General features: G+C 70.3%; 21 protein-coding genes, 1 tRNA gene and 1 riboswitch. Of the genes, 18 read left to right on the top strand and 4 right to left on the bottom strand.

The window, feature by feature from the left end; all coding sequences use genetic code 11:
* Positions 1-314: 314 nt before the first annotated feature.
* The 7 genes from ACODT0_RS22560 to ACODT0_RS22530 all read left to right on the top strand — a co-directional run bounded on the left by ACODT0_RS22560 (position 315) and on the right by ACODT0_RS22530 (position 6,953).
* The gene (locus ACODT0_RS22560) at positions 315-2,093 is read left to right on the top strand and encodes a nitrite/sulfite reductase (RefSeq protein ID WP_296725740.1); all 1,779 of its coding nucleotides are present in this window, start codon (positions 315-317) and stop codon (positions 2,091-2,093) included.
* Positions 2,090-2,485: a DUF934 domain-containing protein gene (locus ACODT0_RS22555; protein ID WP_057596678.1), complete on the top strand. Its 396-nt coding sequence runs from the start codon at positions 2,090-2,092 to the stop codon at positions 2,483-2,485. The genes ACODT0_RS22560 and ACODT0_RS22555 overlap by 4 nt, the downstream gene beginning before the upstream one ends.
* A gap of 27 nt (positions 2,486-2,512) precedes the next feature.
* Positions 2,513-3,133: a phosphoadenosine phosphosulfate reductase domain-containing protein gene (locus tag ACODT0_RS22550; RefSeq protein ID WP_489042304.1), complete on the top strand. Its 621-nt coding sequence runs from the start codon at positions 2,513-2,515 to the stop codon at positions 3,131-3,133.
* Positions 3,134-3,173: 40 nt separating this feature from the next.
* Positions 3,174-4,115 (top strand): sulfate adenylyltransferase subunit CysD, encoded by a 942-nt coding sequence (gene cysD, locus ACODT0_RS22545; RefSeq protein ID WP_057596676.1) that lies wholly within the window; start codon positions 3,174-3,176, stop codon positions 4,113-4,115.
* Between the two features lie 106 nt (positions 4,116-4,221).
* Positions 4,222-5,550, top strand: coding sequence for a sulfate adenylyltransferase subunit 1 (locus ACODT0_RS22540; protein WP_479672388.1), 1,329 nt, complete (start codon positions 4,222-4,224; stop codon positions 5,548-5,550).
* Positions 5,551-5,592: 42 nt separating this feature from the next.
* Complete coding sequence (gene fdxA, locus ACODT0_RS22535) at positions 5,593-5,922, top strand: ferredoxin FdxA (RefSeq protein ID WP_057596674.1); 330 nt, start codon at positions 5,593-5,595, stop codon at positions 5,920-5,922.
* Complete coding sequence (locus ACODT0_RS22530) at positions 5,880-6,953, top strand: NAD(P)/FAD-dependent oxidoreductase (RefSeq protein WP_489042303.1); 1,074 nt, start codon at positions 5,880-5,882, stop codon at positions 6,951-6,953. The genes fdxA and ACODT0_RS22530 overlap by 43 nt, the downstream gene beginning before the upstream one ends.
* A 6-nt stretch (positions 6,954-6,959) precedes the next feature.
* Here ACODT0_RS22530 and ACODT0_RS22525 read toward each other — a convergent pair whose 3' ends face one another.
* Complete coding sequence (locus ACODT0_RS22525; protein WP_413763684.1) at positions 6,960-8,264, bottom strand: aspartate aminotransferase family protein; 1,305 nt, start codon at positions 8,262-8,264, stop codon at positions 6,960-6,962.
* 121 nt (positions 8,265-8,385) lie between these two features.
* Between ACODT0_RS22525 and ACODT0_RS22520 the strand changes: the two genes are divergently transcribed.
* Positions 8,386-9,135, top strand: coding sequence for a TetR/AcrR family transcriptional regulator (locus ACODT0_RS22520; protein WP_422097191.1), 750 nt, complete (start codon positions 8,386-8,388; stop codon positions 9,133-9,135).
* On the opposite strand, the gene ACODT0_RS22515 is transcribed toward ACODT0_RS22520, so the two are convergent.
* Positions 9,122-10,066, bottom strand: coding sequence for a LysR family transcriptional regulator (locus ACODT0_RS22515; RefSeq protein ID WP_057596670.1), 945 nt, complete (start codon positions 10,064-10,066; stop codon positions 9,122-9,124). The genes ACODT0_RS22520 and ACODT0_RS22515 overlap by 14 nt on opposite strands.
* Before the next feature lie 85 nt (positions 10,067-10,151).
* On the opposite strand from ACODT0_RS22515, the gene ACODT0_RS22510 reads away from it, so the two are divergent.
* From ACODT0_RS22510 to ACODT0_RS22500, 3 genes are read left to right on the top strand one after another with little or no spacing between them, the layout of a single operon-like run.
* Positions 10,152-11,153: a Bug family tripartite tricarboxylate transporter substrate binding protein gene (locus ACODT0_RS22510; protein WP_261213749.1), complete on the top strand. Its 1,002-nt coding sequence runs from the start codon at positions 10,152-10,154 to the stop codon at positions 11,151-11,153.
* A complete protein-coding gene (locus ACODT0_RS22505; RefSeq protein ID WP_057596668.1) occupies positions 11,150-12,376 on the top strand; it encodes an aromatic ring-hydroxylating dioxygenase subunit alpha in 1,227 nt (408 codons plus the stop codon). Before ACODT0_RS22510 ends, ACODT0_RS22505 begins: the two co-directional genes overlap by 4 nt.
* A complete protein-coding gene (locus ACODT0_RS22500; RefSeq protein ID WP_489042302.1) occupies positions 12,373-13,347 on the top strand; it encodes a PDR/VanB family oxidoreductase in 975 nt (324 codons plus the stop codon). The genes ACODT0_RS22505 and ACODT0_RS22500 overlap by 4 nt, the downstream gene beginning before the upstream one ends.
* Here the strand turns inward: ACODT0_RS22500 and ACODT0_RS22495 are convergent.
* On the bottom strand, positions 13,344-15,212 hold the full coding sequence (locus tag ACODT0_RS22495; RefSeq protein WP_489042301.1) for an adenylate/guanylate cyclase domain-containing protein: 1,869 nt from the start codon (positions 15,210-15,212) through the stop codon (positions 13,344-13,346). The genes ACODT0_RS22500 and ACODT0_RS22495 overlap by 4 nt on opposite strands.
* 165 nt (positions 15,213-15,377) lie before the next feature.
* A riboswitch (TPP riboswitch) is annotated at positions 15,378-15,480 on the top strand.
* A gap of 76 nt (positions 15,481-15,556) precedes the next feature.
* On the opposite strand from ACODT0_RS22495, the gene ACODT0_RS22490 reads away from it, so the two are divergent.
* Complete coding sequence (locus tag ACODT0_RS22490; protein ID WP_489042300.1) at positions 15,557-16,897, top strand: purine-cytosine permease family protein; 1,341 nt, start codon at positions 15,557-15,559, stop codon at positions 16,895-16,897.
* On the opposite strand, the gene thiD is transcribed toward ACODT0_RS22490, so the two are convergent.
* Positions 16,836-17,690 carry a bifunctional hydroxymethylpyrimidine kinase/phosphomethylpyrimidine kinase gene (gene thiD / locus ACODT0_RS22485; RefSeq protein ID WP_489042299.1) on the bottom strand — a complete coding sequence of 285 codons (855 nt, stop codon included), beginning with the start codon at positions 17,688-17,690 and terminating at the stop codon, positions 16,836-16,838. The genes ACODT0_RS22490 and thiD overlap by 62 nt on opposite strands.
* Positions 17,691-17,734: 44 nt before the next feature.
* On the opposite strand from thiD, the gene ACODT0_RS22480 reads away from it, so the two are divergent.
* The 6 genes from ACODT0_RS22480 (at position 17,735) to ACODT0_RS22455 (ending at position 23,124) form a co-directional block, all read left to right on the top strand.
* The gene (locus tag ACODT0_RS22480) at positions 17,735-18,820 is read left to right on the top strand and encodes an FAD-dependent oxidoreductase (protein ID WP_489042298.1); all 1,086 of its coding nucleotides are present in this window, start codon (positions 17,735-17,737) and stop codon (positions 18,818-18,820) included.
* A gap of 5 nt (positions 18,821-18,825) precedes the next feature.
* A complete protein-coding gene (gene thiS, locus ACODT0_RS22475; protein ID WP_057596681.1) occupies positions 18,826-19,023 on the top strand; it encodes a sulfur carrier protein ThiS in 198 nt (65 codons plus the stop codon).
* Positions 19,024-19,046: 23 nt separating this feature from the next.
* Entirely contained in the window at positions 19,047-19,862 is an 816-nt protein-coding gene (locus tag ACODT0_RS22470; protein WP_093341443.1) for a thiazole synthase, read from the top strand.
* An 8-nt stretch (positions 19,863-19,870) separates the two neighbouring features.
* Entirely contained in the window at positions 19,871-20,827 is a 957-nt protein-coding gene (locus tag ACODT0_RS22465) for a thiamine phosphate synthase (RefSeq protein WP_489042297.1), read from the top strand.
* A gap of 11 nt (positions 20,828-20,838) precedes the next feature.
* The gene (locus ACODT0_RS22460) at positions 20,839-22,980 is read left to right on the top strand and encodes a TonB-dependent siderophore receptor (protein WP_489042296.1); all 2,142 of its coding nucleotides are present in this window, start codon (positions 20,839-20,841) and stop codon (positions 22,978-22,980) included.
* Between the two features lie 68 nt (positions 22,981-23,048).
* A tRNA-Asn gene (locus tag ACODT0_RS22455) sits at positions 23,049-23,124 on the top strand.
* Positions 23,125-23,291: the final 167 nt, after the last annotated feature.

Raw genomic sequence — 23,291 nt, 5'->3', positions numbered from 1 at the left:
TACTTTCTTTTGGCGAAGCAAAAGAAAGTGACTCGCCCGCCGGGGCGAGACCCGGTCAACAGCCTAAAAACAGAACACAACCCCAACCCAAGCCCCACCCCAAAGGCTTCCTAAAATCACCCCTCCCCCCGTACCCGCCCTTATCCAGAATAAGCATCCAACCGCCCGCAAACCCGCATGAACACTGGCGAATAAGCTTATCCGCATAAGGCGCGAACCAAAAAATAGTTTGGTTCCATAAGGCACGCTTTCAGAATCCCGGCTTCTTGCTGGCGCGCTGGACGCACCGCACTTCAAGACAAGACTCACGCACGATGTACCAATACACAGACTTCGACCGCCAGTTCGTTCATCAACGAGCCGCCCAATTCCGCGACCAGCTCGAGCGCTGGCAAAAGGGCCGCCTCCACGAAGACGAGTTCCGTCCCCTGCGCCTGCAGAACGGCTGGTACGTGCAGCGCTACGCCCCGATGCTGCGCGTGGCCGTGCCCTACGGCGAACTCTCGAGCCGGCAGCTGCGCGTGCTCGCGAAGATCGCCCGCGAGTACGACGAGCCCGAGGCCGAGGTCTACAAGAAGGCCATCGAGACCCAGGGCCAGCTCGGCAGCCAGAAGCTGCCCACCCACTACGCCCACTTCTCGACCCGCCAGAACGTCCAGTTCAACTGGATTCCGCTCGCCAAGTCGGCCGACGTGATGGACCTGCTCGCCTCGGTCGACATGCACGGCATCCAGACCAGCGGCAACTGCATCCGCAACATCACGAGCGACGAACGCGCCGGCATCGCGATCGACGAGGTGGCCGATCCGCGCCCCTACGCCGAAATCATGCGCCAGTGGAGCACGCTGCATCCCGAGTTCGCGTTCCTGCCGCGCAAGTTCAAGATCGCGATCACGGGCGCCGACGAGGACCGCGCGGCCACGGGCTGGCACGACGTGGGCCTGAAGCTGGTGAAGAACGAGGCCGGCGAGATCGGCTTCCGCGTGCAGGTGGGCGGCGGCATGGGCCGCACGCCGATCGTGGGCACGGTGCTGCGCGAGTTCCTGCCGTGGCAGCAGATCATGAACTACCTCGAGGCCGTGATCCGGGTCTACAACCGCTATGGCCGCCGCGACAACATCTACAAGGCGCGCATCAAGATCCTGGTGAAGGCCGAAGGCCAGCGCTACATCGACGACGTCGATGCCGAGTACAAGCAGATCCTCGAGCACGACGGCGCGCCGCACACCATCACGCAGGCGGAGTTCGACCGCGTGGCCGCCTCCTTCGTGCCGCCGGAACTGGCCACCCGCGTGCTGCAGAGCGCCGAGAAGACCGACGCCGAGCTGCGCGCCCATGCCGCCGACGACGTGCAGTTCGCTCGCTGGCTCGCGCGCAACGTGGCACCGCACAAGAACCCGGCCCTGCGCGCGGTCACGCTGTCGTTCAAGCGCCTGAAGCAGGCGCCCGGCGATGCCTCGGCCGACCAGCTCGACACGCTCGCGCAACTGGCCGACCGCTTCTCGGCCGGCGAAGCCCGCGTGACGCACGACCAGAACGTGGTGCTGCCCTGGGTGCACGCCGAAGACCTGCATGCGCTGTGGCTCGCAGCCCGCGCGGCCGGCTTCGCGAGCGCCAACGTGCACCTCTTGACCGACATGATCGCCTGCCCCGGCGGCGACTTCTGCGCGCTGGCCAATGCGCGCTCGATCCCGATCGCCGAGGCGATCACCGAGCGCTACCAGGACCTCGACGAACTCGACGACATCGGAGAGATCGACCTGCACATCAGCGGCTGCATCAACTCCTGCGGCCACCACCACAGCGGCCACATCGGCATCCTGGGCGTCGACAAGGACGGCAAGGAGTGGTACCAGGTCACCCTCGGCGGCTCCGACGGCTCGGCCCTCAGCGGCGCGCCGCAGGCCGGCAAGGTGGTCGGCCCCTCGTTCTCGGCGGCCGAAGTGCCGGGCGTGATCGAGGCCGTGCTCACGACCTACCGCGACACGCGCGAGAACGGCGAGAACTTCATCGACACGCTGCGCCGCGTCGGACCCGACCCGTTCAAGGCCGCGGCCAACGGTGCGCGTTTCAAGGTGGAGGAAGCAGCATGAACAAGACCCTGAACATCCTGGCGGCCGAGGAGCACGTGGACGACGGCGACCCGAAGGTGCTGCAACTGGCGAACGACGCCGATCCGCTCGCGATCGAGGTCTGCCTGTCGGACATCGAACGCATCGACCTGCACTTCCCGAAGTTCACCGACGGCCGCGCCTACAGCCAGGCCTTCCTGCTGCGTCGCCGCCTGGGCTTCAAGGGCGACATCCGCGCCACCGGCGACGTGCTGATCGACCAGCTGGTGCAGATGGAACGCACCGGCTTCTCGAGCGCCGTGCTCAAGGAAGGCGTGGACGCCTCCGACGCGCAGCGCCAGTTCGACCGCTTCTCGGCCTTCTACCAGGGCGACGCGGTGCAGACCGCGCCGCACTTCGCGGCCGGCAATTGAGTACCTCCTGCAAAGCCTGATTCATCCATGAGCATCGACCTCGCACGCATCAACACCGAACTCGGCCGCAACGCCGAAGGCCTGGTGGACTGGGCCATCGGCCTGGGCCAGAACGCGATCGTCACCACCAATTTCCGGCCCTTCGAGGCCGTGATCCTGCACATGGTGACGCGCGCCAAGCGCGACGTGCCGGTGATCTGGATGGACAACGGCTACAACACCGAGGCCACCTACCGCTTCGCCGACGACGTGACGAAGCAGCTGGGCCTGGACCTGCACATCTACCTGCCGCGCCGCTCGCGCGCGCACCGCGAGGCGGTCGACGGCCCGACGCCGGCGCTCGACGATCCGCGCCACGCCGCCTTCACCGAGGAAGTGAAGCTCGAGCCCTTCGCGCGCGCCCTGCGCGAGACGGCGCCCAAGGTCTGGTTCACCGCGCTGCGCGCCACCGACACGGCCGTGCGCGCGCAGATGGAGCCGGTCAGCATCAACCCCGACGGGCTGATCAAGGTCGCGCCGCTCTTGCACTGGTCGTCCAAGGACCTCTACACCTACTGCGAGGCGCACGGCCTGCCGAACAACTTCGACTACGTGGACCCGACCAAGGGCGAGGACAACCGCGAATGCGGCCTGCACCTCTCGCATTGAACGCACGCTCCACGACACTGAACCTCCAGCGCCCCACCCGATGAACGCCCGTACCGAATCCGAACTGCTGCTGCCGCCGGCGCACCTGTCCAACACGCACCTCGATGCGCTGGAAGAAGAAACCATCTTCATCCTGCGCGAAGTGGCCGCGGCCTTCGAGCGCCCCGCGCTGCTGTTCTCGGGCGGCAAGGATTCGCTGGTGCTGCTGAAGTGCGCCGAGAAGGCTTTCGGCGTCGGCCGCCTGCCCTATCCGCTGCTGATGATCGACACCGGCCACAACTTCCCCGAAGTGACCGACTACCGCGACCGGCGCGCCAAGGAACTGGGCGCCGAGCTGATCGTGCGCAGCGTCGAGGATTCGATGAAGCGCGGCACGGTGCGCCTCGCGCACCCGGGCGAATCGCGCAATGCGCACCAGTCGGTGACGCTGCTCGAGGCGATCGAGGAATTCCGCTTCGACGCGCTGATCGGCGGTGCGCGCCGCGACGAGGAGAAGGCCCGCGCCAAGGAGCGCATCTTCTCGCACCGCGACAGCTTCGGCCAATGGCAACCCAAGGACCAGCGCCCCGAGCTCTGGACCCTGTTCAACACCCGCCTCGCACCGGGCGAGCACTTCCGCGTGTTCCCGATCTCGAACTGGACCGAACTCGACGTCTGGCAGTACATCGAGCGCGAGCACGTCGGCCTGCCCTCGATCTACTACACGCACAAGCGCGAGGTGGTCGAGCGCCGCGGCCTGCTGGTGCCGGTGACCGAACTGACCCCGCCGCGCGACGGCGAAACCGTGCAGGTGCGCGACGTGCGCTTCCGCACCGTGGGAGACATCACGACCACCTGCCCGGTCGAGAGCCTCGCGGCCGACGCGGGCGACGTGGTGCTCGAAACGCTGTCGGTCGACGTCAGCGAACGCGGCGCCACCCGGATGGACGACATGACCTCCGAAGCTTCGATGGAAAAACGCAAGAAAGACGGTTATTTCTGACCCACCCCCGTCCCTCGCTCACTTCGTGTAGCTCGACTCCCCCCTCAAGGGGGCGACACCAGCGGCCCGGCAAAGCCGGTTCCGCGGTGTCTCCCGAAAGAAACCCATGACCGCCACCACGCTTCAACCCGAAATCACAGCCGACACCGGCACCGCGCTGCGCTTCATCACCTGCGGCTCGGTCGACGACGGCAAGAGCACGCTGATCGGCCGCCTGCTGGTCGACAGCAAGACCGTGCTGCAGGACCAGCTCGCTGGCGTGCAGCGCGGCGGCGAGACCGACCTCGCGCTGCTGACCGACGGCCTGTCGGCCGAGCGCGAACAGGGCATCACGATCGACGTGGCCTATCGCTACTTCTCGACCGCCAGGCGCAAGTTCATCATCGGCGACGCGCCGGGCCACGAGCAGTACACGCGCAACATGGTGACGGCCGCCTCGGCCGCCGACGCCGCCGTGGTGCTGGTCGATGCCACCAAGCTGGCCTGGGCCGCCGAGGTGGAGGACGGCACCGTGGTCAAGCGCGAGCTACTGCCGCAGACGCGCCGCCACACGCTGCTGACGCACCTGCTGCGCGTGCAGTCGATCGTGTTCGCGGTCAACAAGCTCGACGCCATCGCCGATGCCGGCCTGGCCTTCGAGCGCATCTCGGCCGCGCTCAACGCCTTTGCCGAAGCCGCGGGCGTGCAGGTGGCCGCGATCGTGCCGATCTCGGCGCTCAAGGGCTGGAACGTGGCCACGCGCCATGCCGACTGGGTCGGCTACGAGGGCCCGAGCCTGCTCGAGCTGCTCGAACAGCTGCCGGTGACGGCGCAGGACGAATCGGTGCCCTTCGCCTTCCCGGTGCAGTGGGTCGAGAAGTTCTCGTCCTCGGCCGACACCTCGCAGGGCCGCCGCGTGTTCTGGGGCCGCGTGGCCTCGGGCCATGTCGAGCCGGGCCAGCGCGTGACCGTGCTGCCGAGCAACCAGACCGCCACCGTGGCCCAGGTGCTGAGCCACGCGCGCCAGCCGAAGACCGTGCATGCGGGCCACAGCGCCGGCATCGTGCTCGACCGCGAGGTCGACGTGTCGCGCGGCGACTGGCTGCTGGCACCCGAGGCCTTCGAGCCGGTGCGCGAGATCACCGCCACCGTGGCCTGGCTCGACGACGAGCCGCTGGTCGCGGGCCGCGTCTACTGGGCGCTGCAGGGGCATCGCTGGGTCAAGGCCAAGGTCGCGCGCATCGTCGACCGGGTCAACATCACGACGCTCGAATCCGAGCCCGCGACCCAGCTCGAGGCCAATGCCATCGGCGACGTGGTGCTCGCGCTGCAGCAGCCGCTGGCGGTGCTGCCGTTCACGCGCTCGCGCGCGCTGGGCTCGCTGGTGCTGGTCGATACGGCCTCGCATCGCACTTCCGCGGCCGTCCTCGTGCAGCCGAATGCCGCAAAGGCCTAAAATCAAGGGTTTTTCCCGACCACAGAACGCATACAACGCCAAATGACCCACGTCGTCTCCGAAGCCTGCATCCGTTGCAAATACACCGACTGCGTGGACGTTTGCCCCGTCGACTGCTTCCGCGAAGGTCCCAACATGCTGGTGATCGACCCGGACGAATGCATCGACTGCGCGGTCTGCATCCCCGAGTGCCCGGCCAACGCCATCTTCGCCGAGGAAGACCTGCCGGCCGACCAGATCGCCTTCATCAAGCTCAATGCCGAGCTGGCCCAGGCCGACGGCTGGAAGAGCATCACCAAGCGCAAGCCCGCGCTGCCCGACGCCGACGAGTGGAAGGACAAGACGGGCAAGATCTCGGAGCTGGTGCGCTGATCCCCTCCCCCGCCCCGATCGAGACCGACGCCCTGATCATCGGCGCCGGCCCGGTGGGGCTGTTCCAGGCCTTCCAGCTCGGCCTGCTCGAGATCTCCTGCCACATCGTCGATGCGCTGCCCGCCGCGGGCGGCCAGTGCGTGGCGCTGTACGGTCACAAGCCGATCTACGACATTCCCGGCACCCCGGTGACCAGCGGGCGCGAGCTCGCGCAGTCGCTGCTGGCGCAGGTGGCACCGTTCGAGCCGGTCTTCCATTTCGGCGAGCAGGTCGCCACGCTCGAGCGCCAGGCCGACCAGCGGCTGCTGCTGGGCACCTCGGCCGGCCGCCACTTCCTCGCGAAGACGGTGTTCATCGCGGCCGGCGTCGGCGCCTTCGTGCCCAAGCGCATCGCGCTGGACGACATCGGCCGCTTCGAGGGCGAGTCGCTGTTCTATCACCCCGATTCGCTCGATCGCTTCGCGGGCCAGGCCGTGGTGGTCAATGGCGGCGACGACACGGCGCTCGAAACCGCGATCGCGCTGACCGCCATCGCCAGGCAGGTCACGCTGGTGCACCGGCGCGACGGCTTCCAGGCCGACGAGGCCACGGTGGCCGCGATGCGCGCGCTGGTGGCCGAGGGCCGGCTGGGTTTCCAGGTCGGCCAGCCCAGCGGCTTCGACGGCCACGTGCTGCGCATCGCCACGCCCGATGCCAGCACGGTCGAGCTGCCGCTCGATGCGCTGGTCGCCTGCCTGGGCATCTCGCCGCGCCTCGGGCCGATCGCCGACTGGGGCTTCGAGCTCGAGCGCAAGCAGGTGCCGGTCGACACCGAGAAGTACCAGACGCGCGAGGCCGGCGTGTTCGCGGTCGGCGACATCAACACCTACCCGGGCAAGAAGAAGCTCATCGTCTGCGGCTTCCACGAGGCCACGCTGGCCGCCTGGGGCGCCGCCGCCCTGGTGTTCCCGGGCAAGGCGATCCCGCTGCAGTACACGACCACCAGCACCCGGCTGCACGAGCTGCTGGGCGTGGCCGGCGCCAGGGCCTGAGCCGCGTCAGCCCAGGGCGGGCAGCAGCGCGCGGTACTCGGCGATGAAGCCGCCGATGGCGGCCACGTAGCGCTCGATGTCGGCGTCCCCGAGCGGCAGCGACAGCACCACGAAGCCGCGCGGCGAGGTGTAGATGCCCGCGTTCAGCAGGTGGAAGAACAGCAGCTGGCGCAGCCGCCCGTCGACCGCCGCGAGGTCGGCCACGCGCCGCACCTCGCCCTGCAGGAAATGCGCATTCATCAGCGAGCCCACGCCCGTGAACTGCAGCGCCACGCCCTCCTTCGCGCCCAGCGCATTGAGCCGCGCGCGCATCGCCTCGCCGCGCTCGGCCAGCGCGCCGGCCGCCTCGGGCGTGAACAGTCGGGTGAGGCCCGCCTGGCCGGCCGCCATGGTCATCACGTTGTTGTTGAAGGTGCCCGAGTGCGCGAGCGCGCCGGTGCGTGGGTCGAACTGCGCCATCACGTCGGCGCGGCCGCCGAAGGCGCCGAAGGACATGCCGCCGCCGATGTACTTGCCCAGGGTCGTGAGGTCGGCGCGGATGCCCAGCTCGTTGGCCAGCCCGCGCGGGCCCAGGCGCGAGGTCATGACCTCGTCGAAGATCAGCAGCGCGCCGGCCGCCGTGGCCGCCTCGCGCAGTGCCCGCAGGAAATCGGGCTGCCCCGGGATGCAGCCGGCCGCGCCCTGCATCGGCTCGACCAGCACGGCCGCGATCTGCGAGGCCTGCTCGGCGATGCGCGCGCGCGCCGTCTCGGCGTCGTTGTAGGGCAGCACCAGGAAATCGAAGGGCACGGTGGTGGGCAAGGGCTGGTCGCCGAAGCCCAGCACGCCGCCGTGGTAGCCGCCCGAGAACACCACGATGCGGCGCCGCCCCGTGAAGTGCAGCGCGGCCGTGAGCGCCATCAGGTTGGCCTCGGTGCCCGAGTTGGTGAAGCGCAGTCGCTCGACCTGCGGGAAGCGCTCGCGGATGGTCCGCGCCAGCCGGCCCTCGAGCAGGTTGTGGCCCGTGAGGTTGACGCCGCCCTGCATCGCCTCGATCACCGCCTCGCGGATCTCCGGGGCCGAGTGGCCGTAGACGCCGGCCGTGTACTCGGCGATGAAGTCGGCATAGCGGTGGCCGTCGGCATCCCATAGCGCCGCCCCCTCGCCGCGCGCGATGGTCAGCGGGAACGGCGCGTAGAACAGCACCGAGCGCGTGTTGCCGCCGGGCATGGACTCGGCATTGGCCTCGAACTGGCGCCGGCTGGCGGGGTTGGCCTCGGTGAAGCGGCGGTGCGCCTCGGCCAGGGCATGGTCGATGGGGGCAAGGGTCATGGCGGCTCCTGGAAAGGGTTGAAGGGCTGGAATTGGCGCTTGGCTCAGTATTAATTGATCAATGCTCAATTTTTCGATGTTTATACAATCAATTCATCGACCGAACAATGGCACCCACCCGATGACCACCGCGCGCAAGAAAGCCGCTCCCCCGCCCCGCACCGCCGGCCGACCCGCGGGCGGCGCCGCGCTGACCAAGGGCCGGATCGCCGAGGTCGCGCTGGCGCTGATCGACGAGGCCGGCCTCGGCGCATTCAGCCTGCGCGAGGTGGCGGCACGGCTCGGCGTCTATCCGGCCACGGTGCACTGGCACGTGAGCTCGCGCGAGGCGCTGCTGGCCGAGGTCGCGGCCACGGTCATGGCCGACGTGGCGCCGCCCGCCGATGCCGCGCCGCCGGGCTGGCAGGGCTGGATCGCCGAGCTGTTCCGCCGCTGCCGCGCGGCCGTGCGGCGCCATCCCAACGTCGCGCAGCTGCTGGGCGCGCAGCTGGTGTCCAACGGCAGCCTGCCGACCGCGCTGGTCGAGGGCGTGCTCACGGCACTGACCGAGGCCGGCTTCGAGGGCGAGCCGCTGCGCGAGGCCTACAACTGCACGATCGCGGCAATGCTGGGCTTCCTCACGATGGAGTTCTCGCCGCTGCCCTCGGACAACACGCAGACCTGGGCCGAGGAGCTGCGCGAGCGCGTCCACACCATCCGCCCGCTCGACCACCCGGTGCTCTCGCGCAACCTGCCGCTCCTGGCCAACCGCGCCTTCATCGTGCGCTGGGACAACGGCAGCACGGTGCCGCTGGACAGCAGCTTCGAGCGCCACGTCCAGATGACCATCGACGGCCTCGAGGCCTTCGCGCGGCGCGTCAGGCCGACGTAGGCACGGGCATCGGCACCGCATCGGCCTCGCGCCCGATGCGCAGCAGCGCGTCCTTGAGCCACAGCACGCCGGCGTCGGAATTCGAGCGCCGGTTCCAGCACACGACCGAGCGGTAGCCCTGCAGCTCGAAGGGCAGCGGATGCACCGCGAGCAGCGCGTCGAAGCGCGCGGCCACGCGCAGCGGCATCACCGCCACGTGGTCGGTCTGCGCCAGCAGGTCGACGATCTGGCCGAAGCTGGTCATGGCCACGCTCATGCTGCGCTGGCGGCCCTGGCGCGCGAGCACCTGGTCGATCAGGTCGTCGAGCGCCGAGCTGCCATAGCCCAGGAACACGTGCGGCGCGGCGCAGAAGTCGTCGAGCGAGGCGGCCTCGCCCATCGTCGGATGGCCGCGGCGCACCGCGACCACGTAGCGGTCCTCGTAGAGCAGCGCCGATTCGCAGTCGCTCGGCGGCTGCAGCCGCGGCAGCACGGCGACATCGAAATCGCCCTTGCGCAGCCGCTCGGTCAGCGTGAGGAAGGAGCTGGTCTCCCAGTACAGCCGCACGCGCGAACCGCAGGCCACGAGCTCGTTGGCCAGCCGCGGCAGCAGCAGGTGGCTCGCGTAGTCGCCGCCCGAGATGCGGAAGATGCGCTGCGAATGCTCGGGCTGGAAGCGGTCGTCGGGCTCGAGCATGGCCGACAGGTCGGCCAGCACACGCTCGACCTGGCCCGCGAGCGCCGTGGCGCGCGCGGTGGGCTGCACGCCGTGCGCGGTGCGCGTGAACAGCGGGTCGTCGAAGGTCTCGCGCAGCCGGTTGAGCGAAGCGCTCACCGCGGGCTGGCTCAGGAACAGGCGCGTCGCCGCGCGCGACACGCTGCGCTCGCGCATCAGCGCATCGAAGGTCCGCAGCATGCCGACGTCCAGGCTGCGGATATCACGTCGGGCCATATCTCATATCCAAAGCTTCGAATTGCCCGGGGCACGGGCGGTACTTATCGTCGGGTCCACAAGTACAGCACGACCTGGAGACACGATGAATCCGTTGCGACCCCAGCCGACGCGCCGACGCGCGCTCGGCCTTCTCGGCGCCGTCATGGCCGGCGCCGCCGGCCCGGCCTTCGCGCAGGCGAGTCCGCCCAACTTCCCGACCCGCGTGGTGCGCATCATCCCCTTCGGCTCGGGCGGCGGGCCGATGGACTCGATCGCGCGCATCTACGCCGAGAAGCTCAAGGCGCGCTGGAACCAGCCGGTGATCGTCGAGCCCCGGCCCGGCGCCAGTGGCACCATCGCCGCCGACGCGGTCGCCAAGGCGGCGCCCGACGGCTACACGGTGCTGCTGACGCTGCCGCTCACGCACATCAACAACGTGGTGCTGCAGCCGCGCCTGCCCTACGACCCGGTGAAGGACTTCGAGCCGCTGTCGCAGCTCGCGACCGGCGGGCCGATGCTGATCGCGCGCGCCTCGGCGCCGTTCTCGAACGTGCGCGAGTTCGTCGCCTACGCCAAGGCGCACCGCGGCATCAGCTACGGCACCTGGGGCAACGGCTCGAACGCCCACCTGTTCGGCGAGCTGCTCGCGCGCCAGGCCGGCATCGACCTGATCCACGTGCCCTACAAGGCCGAGGCGGCCGCGCACAACGACCTGTTCGGCGAGGCGCTGGGCGTGGCCTGGGCCAACCCGGCCACCGCGCGCGGGCTGGCCCAGGCCGGCCGCATCAAGGTGCTGGGCATCACCGGAAGGCGCCGCGTGCGCTCGATGCCCGAGGTGCCGACCTTCGCCGAGCAAGGCTTCGCGGGCTTCGACCTCGACAGCTGGATCGGCGTCTACGCGCCCGCGAAGACGCCGCAGCCGGTGCTCGACGAATGGGTCGCCGCGCTGCAGGCGGTCACGCGCCAGCCCGACGTGCAGGAGCGGCTGGCCGGCTACGGCTTCGAGCCGCTGGGCAGCACGCCGGCCGAGTTCCGCGCCGGCCAGAAAGCCGATTTCCCCCGTGTCGCGGACCTGATCAAGGCCGCAGGAGTCACCCCCGAATGAGCACCGTCCTTCCCTCCTCCTCTTCCACGGCCGAATGGCAGCCGGTCGCCTTCGACACCGGCACCGCCTACGGCCGCAAGCCGCCGAGCCACAAGGCCGAGCTGACCGAGGTCGGCGCCGGCACGCCGATGGGCGAGCTGCTGCGGCGCTACTGGCATCCGATCGGGCTGGCCGCCGATGCCAGCGACACGCCGCGCCAGGTGCGCGTGCTCGGCGAGGACCTGATCCTGTTCCGCGACAAGACCGGCCGGCCCGGCCTGGTGCACTGGCGCTGCGCCCACCGCGGCGCCTCGCTCTACTACGGCCGCGTGGAGGAAGGCGGCATCCGCTGCTGCTACCACGGCTGGATGTTCGACGTGCAGGGCCACTGCGTCGACCAGCCCTGCGAGCCCGAGAACGGCGCGCGCACGCGCGGACGCGTGCGCCAGCCCTGGTACCCGGTCGAGGAGCGCTACGGCCTGGTCTGGGCCTACCTCGGCCCGGCCGAGAAGAAGCCGGTGCTGCCGCGCTACGACTGCCTGGAGGTGCTCGACGAGGGCGAGACGCTCGAGGCCGACGACAACAGCATCGGCGGCGGCGGGCCGCGGATCATTCCCTGCAACTGGCTGCAGCACTACGAGAACGTGGCCGACCCCTTCCACGTGCCGGTGCTGCACGGCAGCTTCAGCGGCACCCAGTTCGTGGCGCTGATGGGCCAGATGCCCGAGGTGAACTTCGAGAGCACCGAGACCGGCGTGATGATCACCTCGATCCGCCGGCTCGAGGACGGCCGCGTGTTCCGCCGCGTGGCCGGACCGGTGCTCCCGACCCTGCGCGTGGTGCCGAACCCGCGCGTGGCGGCCTATGGCCGGGTCGAGTCGATCGGCTGGGTGCTGCCGATCGACGACCACAGCTTCCGCATCTACACCGTGGGCCGGGTGAAGCAGCCCGGCGATCTCGCGCGGGTGCGCTCGCGCCTCAACGGCAAGCTGTGGGAGGAGCTCAGCGAGGAGGAGCACCGCCGCTTTCCCGGCGACTACGAAGCACAGGTGAGCCAGGGCGCGATCACCGCGCATTCGGAGGAGCACCTGGCGAGTTCCGACCGCGGCATCGTGATGCTGCGCCGGCTGCTGCAGCGCCAGCTCGACGCGCTGCGCGAGGGCCGCGACCCGGCCGGCGTGAGCTTCGACGCCGACGCGCCGCCGGTGCGCTTCGAGGCCGGCAACTTCCTGCAGGGCGAATGACCGCGGCCGTCGAACGCATCGCGGTGCGCGTCGCGCGCAAGACGATCGAGGCCGAGGGCATCGCGGGCTTCCGGCTCGAGGCGGCCGACGGTGGCGCGCTGCCGCCCTTCGAGGCCGGCGCGCACATCGAGCTGCTGCTGCCCGGCGGCCTGGTGCGGCCCTACTCGCTGTGCAACCCGCCCGCGCGGGCGCCCGGCCACTACGAGATCGGCGTGCTGCGCGAGGAAGCTTCGCGCGGCGGCTCGCGCGCGCTGCACGAGGCGGTGGCCGAGGGCACGCTGCTGCAGGTCGGTACGCCGCGCAATCTGTTCGCGCTCGATGAAGGGGCCGATCACAGCCTGCTGCTGGCCGGCGGCATCGGCATCACGCCGCTGCTCGCGATGGCGCACCGGCTCGCGGCGCTCGGCCGTGACTTCGCGCTGCACTGCTGCAACCGCAGCGCGGCACGCGCGGCCTACCGCGAGCGGCTGCGGGCGGCGGCCTTCGCCGACCGGGTGTTCTTCCACGACGACGACGGCCCGCCCGCGCAGCGCATCGACCTGGCCGCCACCATCGGCGAACCGGCGCCTGGGCGCCAGCTCTACGTCTGCGGGCCGAACGGATTCATCGAAGCGGTGCGCGCCACGGCCCGCGCGCGCGGCTGGCCCGAGGCGCGCGTGCATTTCGAATGCTTCGCGGGCACGCTGCCGCCCGTCGAAGAGGCCAGCAGCTTCGAGGTGCAGCTGCGCAGCAGCGGCCGCGTGGTGCGCGTGCCGGCCACGCTCAGCGTGGTGGATGCGCTCGCGGCCGAGGGCATCGAGATCCCGGTGTCCTGCGCCCAGGGCGTCTGCGGCACCTGCCTCACGCGCGTGCTCGAGGGCGAGGTCGCGCACCACGACCTGTTTCTCACGCCCGCCGAGCAGGCGGCCAACGACCAGTTCCTGCCCTGCTGCTCGCGCGCGCGCTCGCCGCGGCTGGTGCTCGATCTCTAGGGTGCCTCTTTCTCCTCGAGCAGTTCGTGGAGCACCATGCGCGTCTGCCGGCCGCGCAGCGCCACCTGCTCCTCGATGCGGCGCGTGGGCAGCCGCCCCGCGAGCCCCGCATGGGTGGTGTCGGACATCAGCGTGCGCGTGCCCAGTTCCTTGTTGCTGCCCTCGATGCGGCTTGCGGCGTTGATCACATCGCCGAGCGCGGTGTAGGAGAGCCGGTCGCTGGACCCGAGCACGCCGGCGATCACCACGCCGGTGTGCATGCCGATGCGCGTGTGGAAGGGCTGCAGCCCCTCGGCCTGCCAGCGGCGATTGAGCTCGGCCATCTCGGCATGCAGCTCGAGCGCCGCGAGGCAGGCGCGGTACTCCGCATCGGGGAGTTCGAGCGGCGCGCCCCACAGCACCATGATGCCGTCGCCCATGTACTTGTCGACCACGCCGCCATGGCGCGCGAACACGCGCTGCGCGAGGTTGAAGTACTCGGTGAGCTGGCGCACCAGCAGGTCGGCCGGCATCGACTCGGCGATGCTCGTGAAGCCCTCGACGTCGGTGAACATCGCCGTGATGCGGCGCGGCGAGCCGCCGGGCGCCAGCGCATGGCCCTCGGCCACGAGCTGGCGGATCAGGTGCACCGGCACGAACTTGCTGAAGGCCCGCAGGCTGCGCGCGGAATCGTCGAGCGCCTGGTTCAGGTGCTGGATCTCGAGCACGCGGCTTGGCTGCTGCGGCAGGTCGTCGAGCTCGAGCCGGCCGATGCGGCGCGCGGTCTGCGACAGGTTCTCGATCGGCGCGGTCACCAGCTTCGACAGCCGCAGCGAGATGAAGAGCGCGAAGGCCAGGAAGGCCAGGGTCAGCAGCAGGCCCCAGCGCACCAGGCGCTCGAGGCCGGCGAGCAGCTCGGACTCGGGCTCCCAGCTGATCAGTTCCCAGCCCGTGGGGCCGATGCGCGAGGACTCGACCCGGTAGCGCTCGCCCGCGTGGGTGACCACGAAGCTCTCGTCCTCGACGTTCTCCGAGATGCCGTGCGTCAGCATGTACGCATGCACCGCGCCGAGCACGCCGCCCTCGGGCAGGCGCAGTTCGCGCACCGGATCGGGATGGTCGCTGCGCGCCAGCACATGGTGGTCGTCGCTCAGCAGCACGCTCTGGCCCGGGCCGCGGCTGCCGAACTGGCGCACCAGCGTCGACAGGTGGCCCAGCGACAGGTGGCCGACCACCACCAGCGACTGCAGGTGCCGCCCTTCCCCGTCGAGCCGCTCGGCCGGCTGGGCGTAGCTCACGCCGAGCTCCTCGCCGTCGTCGAAACGGAACGGCGGCGTCCACACCGGCGCCTTCCGTGCCAGCGCCTCGCGGTACCAGGCGCGCTCGGTGGCGTCGTGGTCGCTGCGGAAGGATTCGATGCGCGTGGTCGCGAAGCGCTGGCGCGGATCGCCGCCCTCGATGTCGACCGAGCGCTTGTATGCCCAGGTCTCGGTGCTGAAGGCCGGATCGCGCACCACCTGGCGGATCGCCGACACCGGGTAGCGCTCGGCCATCAGCAGATGACCGTCGTCGCTGGCCACGCCGAGGCTGTCGAGCTCGGTCGCTTCCTCGAGCAGGGTCCACAGCATCTCGGCACTGCGCTCGCCGTCCTCGCCCAGCGGATGCAGGCTCGGCGAATCGCCGACGGCATGCACCACCGCCTGGGTCTTGGCGAGGAAGGCCAGCACGTTGTCCTCGACGCGGTCATGGCTCACCTTGTGTGCCGACTCGCCGACGCGCGACACCAGCCGCTGCGCGCCCCAGTAGCCGAGCGCCACCAGCAGCAGCGACTGGACCAGCGCGACGGCGCAGACGATGGTGCCGACGTCGACCCGGAAGCGCCTCATGCGCGTGGCGGCCGAGGCTTTGGCGGCGGGATCCGTGGAGCCCGGGGGCGGCGTTGCTTCTGTCATGCATTCCCTTTCGGCGCGTTCGGATGCGCCTGCATTTGTTGTGGCGCGGATTGTCTTCGGCCGCGCGCATAGCCCCCACGGCCCGGCAGGACTAAAATGGCGCTTCGCTAGGGGTGTTGGGTCGGCTTGCCGACCCGGCTGAGAAAGTCCCTTTGAACCTGATTGAGGTAATCCTCGCGCAGGGAAGCTGGTCCGGCGGCCTGTCACGTTCTCTCGCGTGCCAGCCGCGCCGCTGGAGCCTCGCCCACCTGCCAAACCTTTTGCCCGGAGCAAAACGGATGGCACACGACGACACATCGAATCCTCTCGCCAACGAGGCGCTGACGCCGCTGCCGGCGTCGCAGCGCGTCTTCGACTGGCACGACCATGCCTCGCTCTGGTTCAGCCTGGGCGTGGGCCTGCTGGTGATGCAGATCGGCGCCTACCTGGTGCCGGCGGTGGGAACGCGCGACGCGGCGATCGCGATCGCGCTGGGTTCCTGCCTCGGCGCCGCGCTGCTGGCCTGGACCGCGCGCCTGGGCTGCGAGAGCGGCCTGGCCAGCGCGGGCCTGATGCATGCCACCTACGGCAGCGCCTTCGCGCGGCTGCCGGTGCTGCTCAACATCGTGCAGCTGGTGGGCTGGACCACCTTCGAGCTGGTGATCATGCGCGAGGGCACGCAGGCCATCGGCCAGTCGGTGGCCGGGCCGTGGCTGGGCAGCGCCTGGGGCGGCGTGGCGGCCACCCTGCTGTGGGGCGCGGTGCTGCTGGCGCTGCTCGCGGGCTCGATGGTGAAACTGGTTCGGCGCTTCGTGAGCCGCTTCGGGCTGCCGCTGGTGGTGCTGTCGCTGCTGTGGCTCAGCTGGCAGTTCGCAACCCAGTTGCATGCCAAGGGCTTCGATGCCTTCTGGTCGCGCCCGGGCGACGGCAGCATGGGCATGTTCGGCGCCCTCGACCTCGTGATCGCGATGCCGGTGTCGTGGCTGCCGCTGGTGGCCGACTATGCGCGACACGGCAAGCGCAGCGCCGGAGGGCTGGGCAGCGCCTTCAGCGGTACCTGGATCGGCTATGCGCTGGCCAACATCTGGTGCTATGCGCTGGGCGTGATGGTGGTGAGCGTGGCCGAGCCCGGCACCAGCCTGGTCACGGCACTGCTGCTGGCACAGGGCGGGCTGGTGGCGCTGGGGCTGATCCTGATCGACGAGCTCGACAACGCCTATGGCGACGTCTATTCGGGCTCGGTCTCCACCCACAGCCTGCTGCCGCGCTGGAGCGTGAAGCGCTGGGGCCTGCTGCTGGCCGCGCTGTGCATCGCGCTCGCGCTGGTGCTGCCGATGCACACGCTCGAGCCCTTCCTGTTGCTGCTGAGCTCGGTGTTCGTGCCGCTCTACGGCGTGATCCTCGGGCGGCTGGGCGGCGGCCGCGCGGTGGCGCCGGCCGGCGCGCGCCCCAAGGTCGACCTGGCGGCGGCGCTGATCTGGATCGCGGGCATCGCGGCCTACCACGCGCTCGCGAAATGGGCGCCGCAGTTCGGCTCGGCGCTGCCGACGCTGGCGCTGACCTTCGTGCTGGCCTGGCTCAGCCGGCCGAAGCCTGCAGCGGCAGGCGCTGCGTCGGCACTGGCGCAAAGCCGTGGTTGAGCGGGCCATGACCGGCGCCGACCTGCACGTCGACAGCGGCCGCCATCGCGCCGAGGATGTAGGCGCGCGCGCGCTCGACCGCCTCGGGCAGCGCCGCGCCCAGTGCCAGGTGCGCGGCGATGGCCGACGACAGCGTGCAGCCGGTGCCGTGCAGGTTGCGGCTCTCGATGCGGCGCGAGGCCAGGCGCGTGCGCTCGCCACTGGATTGCAACAACACGTCGACCACCTCGCTGCCCGGCAGGTGGCCGCCCTTGAGCAGCACGGCGCGCGCGCCGAGCGCCAGCAGCTCGTCGGCCGCGCCGTCGAGCGCGCCGATGCCGTCGATCGCATGGCCGATCAGCAGGGCCGCCTCGTCGAGGTTGGGCGTGATCACCGCGGCGCGCGGGAACAGTTCGCGCACCAGCACCTGCACCGTCTCGGCCGCGATCAGGCGGTCGCCGCTGGTGGCGACCATCACGGGGTCGAGCACCACGTTCGACAGGCGGTAGTGGTCGATGGCCCATGCCACGACCTCGACCACCTCGGGCGCATGCAGCATGCCGAGCTTGACCGCGTCGACGCCGATGTCCTCGACCACGGCCTGGATCTGCGCCTTGAGGAAGGCCGGCGGCACGCCGTGGATGCCCGTGACGCCGAGCGTGTTCTGCGCGGTGAGCGCCGTGATGGCCGTCATGCCGTAGCAGCCGAGGGCCGCGAAGGTCTTGAGATCGGCCTGGATGCCGGCACCGCCGCCGCTGTCGGAGCCGGCGATCGAGAGCACGCGCGCATAGCGCTGGGTGGGTCCTTGGGTCATGCCGAAAATTATCGACGCGATTCGAAGGTGCAAGGAGCATGGCGATGAAGCTGCCCTTCCGATCGGTGGCGATCCTCGGCGCGGGCCTCATGGGCCGGCTGATGGCCGTGACGCTCGCGCGGGCCGGCTGCCGCGTCGACCTTCACGAGGCCGGCAGTGCCGAGGCCGAAGGCGCGGCGGCGCGCGTGGCCGCGGCCATGCTCGCGCCGCTGGCCGAGTCGGCGGTGGCGCCGGTGCCGCTGGTGCGCATGGGCCACCATGCGCTGTCGCGCTGGCCCGAGCTGCTCGCGCCGCTGGCGCGGCCGGTGTTCTTCCAGCGCGAAGGCACGCTGGTGCTGTGGCACCGGCAGGATGCGAACGAGGCCGCGCGGCTCGCGCGCGTGCTGGCCCACACCGGCACGCAGGTGCCCGAGTTGGCGCCGATGCGCACGCTCGATGGCGCGGGCATCGAGGCGCTCGAGCCCTCGCTGGGCCGGCGCTTCGCCAGCGGCCTGTTCCTGCCCGGCGAAGGCCAGCTCGACAACCGCGCGCTGCTGGCCGCGCTGCTCGTGACGCTGCAGGCCGACGACAAGGTCACGCTGCACTGGCAATCGCCGCGCGCGCCCGAGGACTTCGCGCCCGGTTCGCCGGGCCAGCCCGACTGGCTGATCGACTGCCGCGGCCTCGGCGCCCGGCCGCAATGGAACGCGCTGCGCGGCGTGCGCGGCGAGGTGATCCGCGTGCATGCGCCCGACGTGACGCTGGCGCGGCCCACGCGGCTCGTGCATCCGCGCTATCCGCTCTACATCGCGCCCAAGCCCGAAGGCCTGTTCGTGATCGGCGCGACCGAAATCGAATCGGACGACATGTCGCCCGCGAGCGTGCGCTCCACGCTCGAGCTGCTCAGTGCCGCCTACGCAGTGCACAGCGGCTTCGCCGAGGCGCGCATCGTCGAGATCGCGACGCAGTGCCGCCCCACCCTGCCCGACAACCTGCCCGCGCTGCGCCAGCCGCGGCCGCGCGTGCTGCAGATCAACGGCCTGTACCGCCACGGTTTCATGATCGCGCCCGCGCTGCTCGATGCCGCGATGGAGTGGCTCGCGCAGGGCCGCTCGCCGCTGGCGCAAGGCTTCGGCCTGGAGACCCCATGACGACGATGAACATCCTGATCAACGACAAGCCCTTCGCGCTGCCCGAGCACGCCACGCTGACCGACGCGCTCGCCGCGCTGAATGCCACGCCGCCCTTCGCGGTGGCCGTGAACCGCGAGTTCGTGCCGCGCTCGGCCTATGCCGCGCGCGCGCTGCGGCCCGACGACCGCGTCGAAGTGATCCGCCCCGTGACGGGCGGCTGAACGCATTGATGGAGACAAGACCGATGACCACGACCCCGAACGACCCGCTGGTGCTCTACGGCGAGACCTTCCACAGCCGCCTGCTGCTGGGCACCGCGCGCTACCCCTCGCCCGACCTGCTCGAGGCCGCCGTGAAGCGCGCGAAGCCCGCGATGCTCACGGCCTCGCTGCGGCGCCAGACCGCCAACCAGGGCTCGGGCAACAGCGAGCTCGGCAACGGCTTCTGGGAACTGCTGCGCCGGCTCGAGGTGCCGGTGCTGCCCAACACCGCGGGCTGCCACAGCGTGCAGGAGGTGGTCGCCACCGCGCAGATGGCGCGCGAGCTGTTCGACACGCCGTGGATCAAGCTCGAGCTGATCGGCGACGACTACACGCTGCAGCCCGACACGCTGAACCTGGTCGATGCCGCCTCGCAGCTGATCCGCGACGGCTTCAAGGTATTGCCCTACTGCACCGAGGACCTGGTGCTGTGCCAGCGGCTGGTCGACGTCGGCTGCCAGGCCGTGATGCCGTGGGCCGCGCCGATCGGCACCGGCCGCGGGCCGGTCAATCCCTATGCGCTGCAGGTTCTGCGCGACCGGCTCGAGGTGCCGATGCTGGTCGACGCCGGACTGGGCCTGCCCTCGCATGCCTGCCAGGTGATGGAGTGGGGCTTCGATGGCGTGCTGCTGAACACCGCCGTCGCGCTCGCGCAGGACCCGGTCGCGATGGCCGGCGCCTTCGCCGATGCGGTGCAAGCGGGCCGGGCCGCGCGCCGCGCCGGCGCCATGGCCGCGCAGGATGCGGCGCAGGCGAGCACGCCGGTGCTGGGCACGCCGTTCTGGCATCACGCGGGATGAGCGGCGCCATGAACGACAGCCTTCACCTGGACCGCGCGCGCGTCGCGCAAGAGATCGTCGCGGCGCATGGCCTGCGCTTCGGTGCCGCGACCTCGGCCCCCGCGGCCGCGATCGCCTACAGCGCCGACGACGCCATCTACCGCGGCGCGCGGCAGGCCTGCGGCGCGCTCGGCTTCATCGACATCGACGCCGAATGCATCGCACGCGCGTGGCGCGCGCAGAGCGAGCGCCTCGGCGGCTTCGATGCGCAGCGCTGGCCCGACGCGCCCGCCGATTTCGGCCTGCGCGAATTTCCGCCGGCGGCGCGCGACAACGCCTTCGCGCCCTGCCCCGAGCAGCTCGGCCTCTATGCCGTGCTGCCCGATGCCGCCTGGGTTGGCCGCATGGCGCGCGCGGGCGTGCCGACGGTGCAGCTGCGCTTCAAGTCGGACGACGCGGTGGCCGTGGCGCGCGAAGTTCACGCGGCCGTGGCGGCCGTGCAAGGCACCGGCGCGCTGCTGTTCATCAACGACCACTGGCGCGTGGCGATCGAGGCACGCGCCTACGGCGTGCACCTGGGCCAGGAAGACCTCGATGCGCTCGCGCCCGAGGAGCTGCAACGGATCCACGCCGCCGGCCTGCGCCTGGGCGTCAGCACGCACGGCTATGCCGAGATGGTGCGCGCCGACGCCGTGAGCCCGAGCTACATCGCGATGGGCGCGGTCTACCCGACCACGCTCAAGAAGATGGCGACCGCGCCGCAAGGCGTGGCGCGTCTCGCGGCCTACGCGCGCCTGCTGCGCGGCTATCCGCAGGTGGGCATCGGCGGCATCGACGCGCTGCGCCTGCCCGAGGTGCTCGCCACCGGCGTCGGCTCCGTCGCCGTGGTACGCGCGCTGGTCGCCGCCGAGGACCCCGAGGGCACGGCCGCGCAATGGATGGCAGCGATCGACGCCCACCGCACCGCATCGGCTGCGAAGCCCTGAACACCGACCGAATGACGCATCCTTCTCTTCTTCTTTCCCGCACCCCCGTCGCCTGCGCGATGGCCGCGCTGCTCGCTGCTCACGGTGCCTTCGCCCAGGCACAGGACACCACCGCGCTGCCGGCCGTGACCGTGAACCCCGCCACGCTCGCGCCACCGGCCGAGATCAGCGGCTTCGGCGACGTGCCGCTGCGCGAGCTGCCGCTGTCGGCCACCGTGATCGACAGCAACCAGCTGCGCGCGAGCGGTGCGCGCCGCCTCGCGGACCTCACGCAGTTCGATGCATCGGTGACCGATGCCTACAACTCGGCCGGCTACTGGGACTACCTCACGGTGCGCGGCTTCGTGCTCGACAACCGCTTCAACTACCGGCGCGAGGGCCTGCCGATCAGCGCCGAGACCTCGATCCCGCTCGACAACAAGGAGCGCGTCGAGATCCTGCGCGGCACCAGCGGCATCCAGGCCGGCACCAGCGCGCCGGGCGGGCTCGTCAACTACGTGGTCAAGCGGCCGACCGAGCACGACCTGCGCACCGTGCGCATCGAGACCACCAGCCGCGGCAGCCTGCTCGGCGCGGTCGACCTCGGCGGGCGCTTCGGCGCGCAGCGCGAGTTCGGCTACCGGATCAACGTCGCGGCCGAGAACCTCAAGCCGCTGGTGCACGACCTCGACGGCAACCGCAACCTGTTCTCGCTCGCGGCCGACTGGCGCATCACGCGCGACTCGGTGCTCGAGTTCGAGATCGAGAAGAGCCACAAGACGCAGCCGAGCCAGAATGGCTACAGCCTGCTGGGTGCCCGGTTGCCGGCGCCGGTCGATCCGCGCATCAACCTCAACAACCAGCCCTGGTCGCAGCCTTCGGAATTCGATGCGCTGACCGGCACGCTGCGCTTCAGCCAGGCCATCGACGCCGACTGGCGCTGGAGCGCGCAGCTCGGCCGGCAACGGCTGCGCACCGACGACCGCCTGGCCTATGCCTTCGGTTGCGGCGCCGAGGGCAACTACGACCGCTACTGCAGCGACGGCACCTTCGACGTCTACGATTTCCGCAGCGAGAACGAGCGCCGCACGCAGACCGCGGGCAGCCTCAACCTCAAGGGCAACGTGATGACGGGCAGCGTGCGGCACGAGCTCGGCATCGGCCTGCTGCAAAGCCGCGTGCGCAACCGCTTCCAGAACCAGGCCTACAACTACGCGGGCACCGGCAACATCTGGGCGACCTCCTTCGTGCCGCCGGCGCCCGACGCCACCACGCCGCAGACCAACCGCGACGAGCGCTCGACCGAGCTCACCCTGCAGGACGCGATCCGCTGGAACGAGCGCTTCACCACCTGGGTCGGCGTGCGCCACACGCGACTCGACCGCAGCAGCATCGGCAACGACGGCTCGAACCCGACCGGCTACAAGCAAAACGTAACCACGCCGTGGGTGGCCGTGAGCTACGTGCTGCGGCCCGAGCTGCTGGCCTATGCGAGCTGGGGCAAGGGCGTGGAGTCGCAGGTGGTGCCGAACCGCCCCGACCTCTACGGCAATGCGGGGCAGGCGCTCGCGGCGCTCGCGTCGCGCCAATGGGAGCTGGGCCTCAAGGGCGGCAACGAGGCCTTCAACTGGCAGCTCGCGTGGTTCGACATCTCGCGGCCGCTGACCAACCTCGATGCCTGCGGCGAATCGTGCACGGTGCGCAACGACGGCCGCGCCGTGCATCGCGGACTCGAGGCCGGTGCGCAATGGAACCAGGGACCGTGGCGCCTCGGCGGCAGCGTGTCGGTCATCGACGCGAAGCGCCGCGGCAGCACGGCCGATCCCGCGCTCAACGGACAGTCGCCGACCAACGTGCCCAAGCAGGTGCTGCGCGCGCAGGTCGCCTACCGCGTGCCCGCGGTGGCGGGCCTCGAGATCGCGGGACAGCTGTCGTACGAAGGCCGGCGCAACGTGCTGCCCGATGGTTCGATCCGACTGCCGTCGTGGACGCGCCTCGATGCGGTGCTGCGCTACGACACCAAGCTCAACGGCGTGAACACCAGTTGGTCGCTGGCTGTCGACAACGTCTTCGATCGCCGCTACTGGAAGGAATCGCCCTACCAGTTCAGCCACGTCTACCTGTTCCCGGGCGCGCCGCGCACGCTGCGACTGGGCGTGAGCATCGCGCTCTGAACTTTTTTAGCGAAAAGTTGCGTCGGTTTGCCAGACCCTCAAAAACGACGCTATAATCTGAGGCTTGTTCCTCGATAGCTCAGTCGGTAGAGCGCCGGACTGTTAATCCGTAGGTCCCTGGTTCGAGCCCAGGTCGAGGAGCCAAAAACAAGCCGCAAGGCTACTGGATGCCCCGCTACTCACAAGGTAGCGGGGCATTTTCCTTTGTGCTCGCGCATCGACCTGCAAACGCGTGCCGAAGAACGAATGCGGCAACACGATCGATGGCCGATCGCACGCATCGCATCCGCTCTTTCTTCATCGCCCGCATG

This window comes from Variovorax sp. FG153, assembly GCF_057809595.1.
The sequence above is the reverse complement of the archived record's forward strand: the minus strand, read 5'-3'. Positions and strand labels throughout refer to the sequence as shown.